A 4053-nucleotide genomic window follows, 5' to 3' on the forward strand; every position below is an offset into this window, starting at 1 on the left:
GCGCAGATCGCGCGCAGCTTGTGCAACGAGGACGCCGTCGGCGTCACGCTCGGACACGACGAGATGCGCGCGTTCATGCAGCGCTGGATGCGGTCGCTGAACGGCTCGCGAAAGTCCTGAGCGGCCCAGGTCGAGGGAACCCAACGCAACGCAATGCCCGTGGGCGACGCTTTCCGCCGACGCAGCGGCGCTGGACTGTTGACACCCGGCTCGATCGATGCCACGCTCCTGATCGATCGACCAAACAATTCGAGCGGCCAGAAGGTGGACACATGGGTGGACGAGTCGAGGGCAAAGTCGCGTTCGTGACCGGTGCGGCACGAGGTCAAGGCCGCAGCCACGCGGTGCGCCTCGCCCAGGAGGGCGCCGACATCATCGCCGTGGACGTGTGCAAGCAGATTTCCAGCAACGACGACATCCCGTGGGCGACACCCGATGACCTCGCCGAAACGGCGGACCTCGTCAAGAACCTGAACCGACGCATCGTCACCGCCGAGGTCGACGTGCGCGACTACGACGCGCTCAAGGCGGTCGTGGACGGCGGCGTCGAACAGTTGGGTCGCCTCGACATTGTCGTTGCCAACGCCGGCATCGGCAACGGTGGGGCGACGCTGGACAAGACGAGCGAAGACGACTGGCGCGACATGATCGACGTCAACCTCTCCGGCGTCTGGAAGTCCGTCAAAGCCGCTGTCCCCCACCTGCTCTCCGGAGGGAGAGGCGGCTCGATCATCCTCACCAGCTCGGTCGGCGGCCTCAAGCCGTACCCTCACACCGGCCACTACATCGCCGCCAAACACGGCGTGATCGGCTTGATGCGCACGTTCGCCGTCGAATTGGGTCAGCACTCGATCCGAGTCAACGCCGTCTGTCCCACGAACGTGAACACACCGCTGTTCATGAATGAGGGGACGATGAAGCTGTTCCGCCCCGACCTCGAGAACCCCGGACCCGATGACCTCGCCGTCGCCGCGCAGTTCATGCATGTGCTGCCGGTCGGCTGGGTTGAGCCCGAGGATGTGAGCAACGCCGTGCTGTTCCTCGCCTCCGACGAATCCCGCTACATCACCGGACTTCCTGTCACCGTCGACGCGGGCAGCATGCTGAAGTAGTCCTCGTGAAGCTTGTTTTCAATCTGCCGCACATGTTGCGGGTCAAGGCGATGATGCAGCCGTGGGAGGTGTCGGTCACCGGCGCCGACCAGACACGGATGGCCAAGTGTGCCGACGACTGGGGTTACGACATGATCGCTGTGCCCGAGCATTTCGCGATCCCGAACGACCACGTCGAACTGTCCGGTCCGCACTATCTGCAGTCCACGGTCGCGCAGGCGTATCTCGCGGGCGCCACGCAGCGCATCAAGCTCAATTCGTGCATCACGGTGCTGCCGTTACAGCATCCGATCGTGTTGGCGAAGTCGCTGGCCACCGCCGACTGGATGAGCAGCGGCCGCATGATGGTGACGTTCGGCGTGGGCTGGCTGGAACGCGAATTCGAACTCCTGGGTGTGCCCTTCCATGAACGTGGCCGCATCGCCGACGAGTATCTGGCTGCGATCGTCGAACTGTGGACCAGTGAATCGCCCAGCTTCGACGGCAAGTATGTGTCCTTCGATGACATCGCCTTCGAGCCCAAGCCGATCCAGAAGCCGCATCTGCCGATCTGGATCGGCGGCGATGCGGACGCGGCACTGCGCCGAGCGGCGAAGTACGCCTCGGGATGGTGGTCATTCCTCACGCCGCCCGAAAAGATCGCCGAGCGCCTCGACTTCATCAAGTCCCAACCTGGCTACGACGGTCGGCCATTCGACGTGGTGCACGGGCTGGGCACGAATCGGGTCGGCGAGGGCCATACCGTGCAAGACGACCCCGAGGGCCGACCGGGCATGAGTGCGGCCGAGATCATCGACCGGCTCGGTTGGCTCGCGCAGCAGGGCGTCACCGTGAGCGCTGTGCCCCTGCCGCCGGTGTCAGGGGTCGACGAGTATCTCGACTACGCGCGATGGGTGATCGAGGAGATCAAACCGCAGCTGCCCTAGTGGTTTACAGGCCCAGCGACTTGGCGATGATCACCTTCATCACCTCGCTGGTGCCCGCGTAGATGCGGGCCACCCGGGCGTCGGTGTACAGCCGAGCGATCGGATACTCCATCATGTAGCCGTAGCCGCCGAACAACTGCAGGCAGCGGTCCACCACCCGCTGCTGCATCTCGGTGCAGAACAGTTTCACGCGGGCCGCATCCGCGCCGGACAACTCGCCGTCGACATGCAGGGCCACTGCGCGATCCAGCATCGCCTGTGCGGCCTCCACCTCCGCCGAGCAGGCCGCCAACTCGAACTTCGTGTTCTGGAACGACGCCACCGGTGTGCCGAACGCCTTGCGGCTCTTGGTGTAATCGATCGCGGCGGCGATCGCCGAGCGTGCCTGCGCGACCGATCCGACGGCGACGGTGAGCCGCTCCTGAGGCAGATTGTGGCCCAGGTAGCTGAACGCCTCGCCTTCTTCGCCCAGCATATTGGTCGCGGGTACGCGGACGTCGACGAACGAGAGTTCGGCGGTGTCCTGGACCTTGCAGCCCATCTTCTCCAGCTCGCGACCGCGGGTGAACCCGGGCATGCCGTCCTCGACGACGAACAGGGACAACCCCTTGCGACGGTTGTCGGGATCGGTCGAGGTCCGCGCCACGGCGATCACCAGGTCGGCCTGCATGCCGCCGGTGATGAAGGTCTTGGCGCCGTTGAGTATCCAGTCGTCGCCGTCACGGACCGCGGTGGTGCGTACACCGGCGAGGTCGGATCCGGTGCCCGGTTCCGTCATCGCGACGGCGGTCAGCAACTCGCCGGCAGCCAGCCCCGGGAACCACCGCTTACGCTGCTCCTCGTTCGCGTAGTGCAGAAAGTACGGCAGGATCACCTCGAGTTGGGTGCGCACGGTCGACAGCGTGACCAGTGCGCGGGCGGCTTCCTCCTGAAGGACCACGTTGTAGCGGTAGTCCGGGATGCCGCCTCCGCCGTACTCTTCGGGGATCGCCATGCCCAGCATGCCCAGCGAGCCCATCTGCTTGAACACCTGCCGAGGCATGCGGCCGGCCTTCTCCCACTCGGGATAGTGCGGGACCACTTCCTTTTCGACGAAGTCACGGGCGAGTTCGCGAAACGCCTCGTGGTCTTCGGTGAACAGGTCTCGTTGCACGCGGGTCCTCCGTGATCAGGGCAAGAGCATTGGCGACGGGTTCTGCCGCGATCCTTAAGCGATGAGTTCTACCAGGGTGGCGTTCGCGGTTCCGCCACCCTCACACATGGTTTGCAGCCCGAACCGAATCCCGTTGTCGCGCATGTGGTTGAGCATCCGGGTCATCAGGACGGCACCCGAGGCGCCGAGCGGGTGTCCCAGTGCGATCGCGCCGCCGAGCGGGTTGAGCTTGCTTTCGTCGGCGCCGGTCTCGGCGAGCCATGCCAGTGGAACCGGGGCGAACGCCTCGTTCACCTCGAACACGCCGACCTCGTCGAGGCTCACTCCGGCCTTGTGCAAGACCTTCTCCGTCGCCGGGATCGGTCCCGTCAGCATCAGCACCGGATCGGCGCCGGTGACCGCGCCGGCGCGGTAGCGGGCGATCGGGCTCAGGCCCAGCGCAACGGCGTTGTCGGCGGCCATCACCAGCAGCGCGGCGGCCCCGTCGGAGATCTGCGACGAGTTCCCCGCGTGAATCACACCGTCGTCCTTGAATGCCGGCTTGAGCCCCGCGAGTTTCTCGACCGTGCTCCCCCGTCGGACGCCCTCGTCGGCGACGACGGGCTCACCGTCGGTGAACACCGGCATGATCTGAGATTCGAAGGCACCCTTGTCCTGTGCGGCTGCTGCCAGCTCGTGTGAACGCACCGAATACTCGTCGAGGCGGGTGCGCGAAAAGCCCCACTTCTGGGCGATCAACTCCGCCGAGATGCCCTGGTTGAAGGAGAAGTCCCCGTAGCGCTCCAGCACTTTGGGGCCGTACGGCATTCCGGTGGCCCGCGCCGAGCCGAGCGGTACCCGGCTCATCACCTCCACGCCGCCG

The 4053-nt window shown here is 65.6% G+C and carries 4 protein-coding genes and 1 pseudogene; 3 read left to right on the forward strand and 2 right to left on the reverse strand.

Going from position 1 to position 4053, the window contains the following annotated elements:
* The 3 genes and pseudogenes from A5698_RS28435 to A5698_RS04805 all read left to right on the forward strand — a co-directional run.
* Positions 1-120: pseudogene (locus tag A5698_RS28435) on the forward strand (TetR/AcrR family transcriptional regulator); the annotation flags it as partial.
* 152 nt (positions 121-272) lie between these two features.
* Entirely contained in the window at positions 273-1112 is an 840-nt protein-coding gene (locus A5698_RS04800; protein WP_068293879.1) for a mycofactocin-coupled SDR family oxidoreductase, read from the forward strand.
* Between the two features lie 5 nt (positions 1113-1117).
* Entirely contained in the window at positions 1118-2038 is a 921-nt protein-coding gene (locus tag A5698_RS04805; RefSeq protein WP_068293885.1) for a TIGR03619 family F420-dependent LLM class oxidoreductase, read from the forward strand.
* A gap of 4 nt (positions 2039-2042) precedes the next feature.
* Here the strand turns inward: A5698_RS04805 and A5698_RS04810 are convergent, their stop codons facing one another.
* Positions 2043-3191: an acyl-CoA dehydrogenase family protein gene (locus A5698_RS04810; protein WP_068293888.1), complete on the reverse strand. Its 1149-nt coding sequence runs from the start codon at positions 3189-3191 to the stop codon at positions 2043-2045.
* Positions 3192-3245: 54 nt separating this feature from the next.
* The coding region (locus A5698_RS04815) for a thiolase family protein (RefSeq protein WP_068293894.1) at positions 3246-4053 on the reverse strand (808 nt) is incomplete at its 5' end.

Source organism: Mycobacterium sp. E136 (assembly GCF_001666865.1).
Taxonomy (GTDB): domain Bacteria; phylum Actinomycetota; class Actinomycetes; order Mycobacteriales; family Mycobacteriaceae; genus Mycobacterium.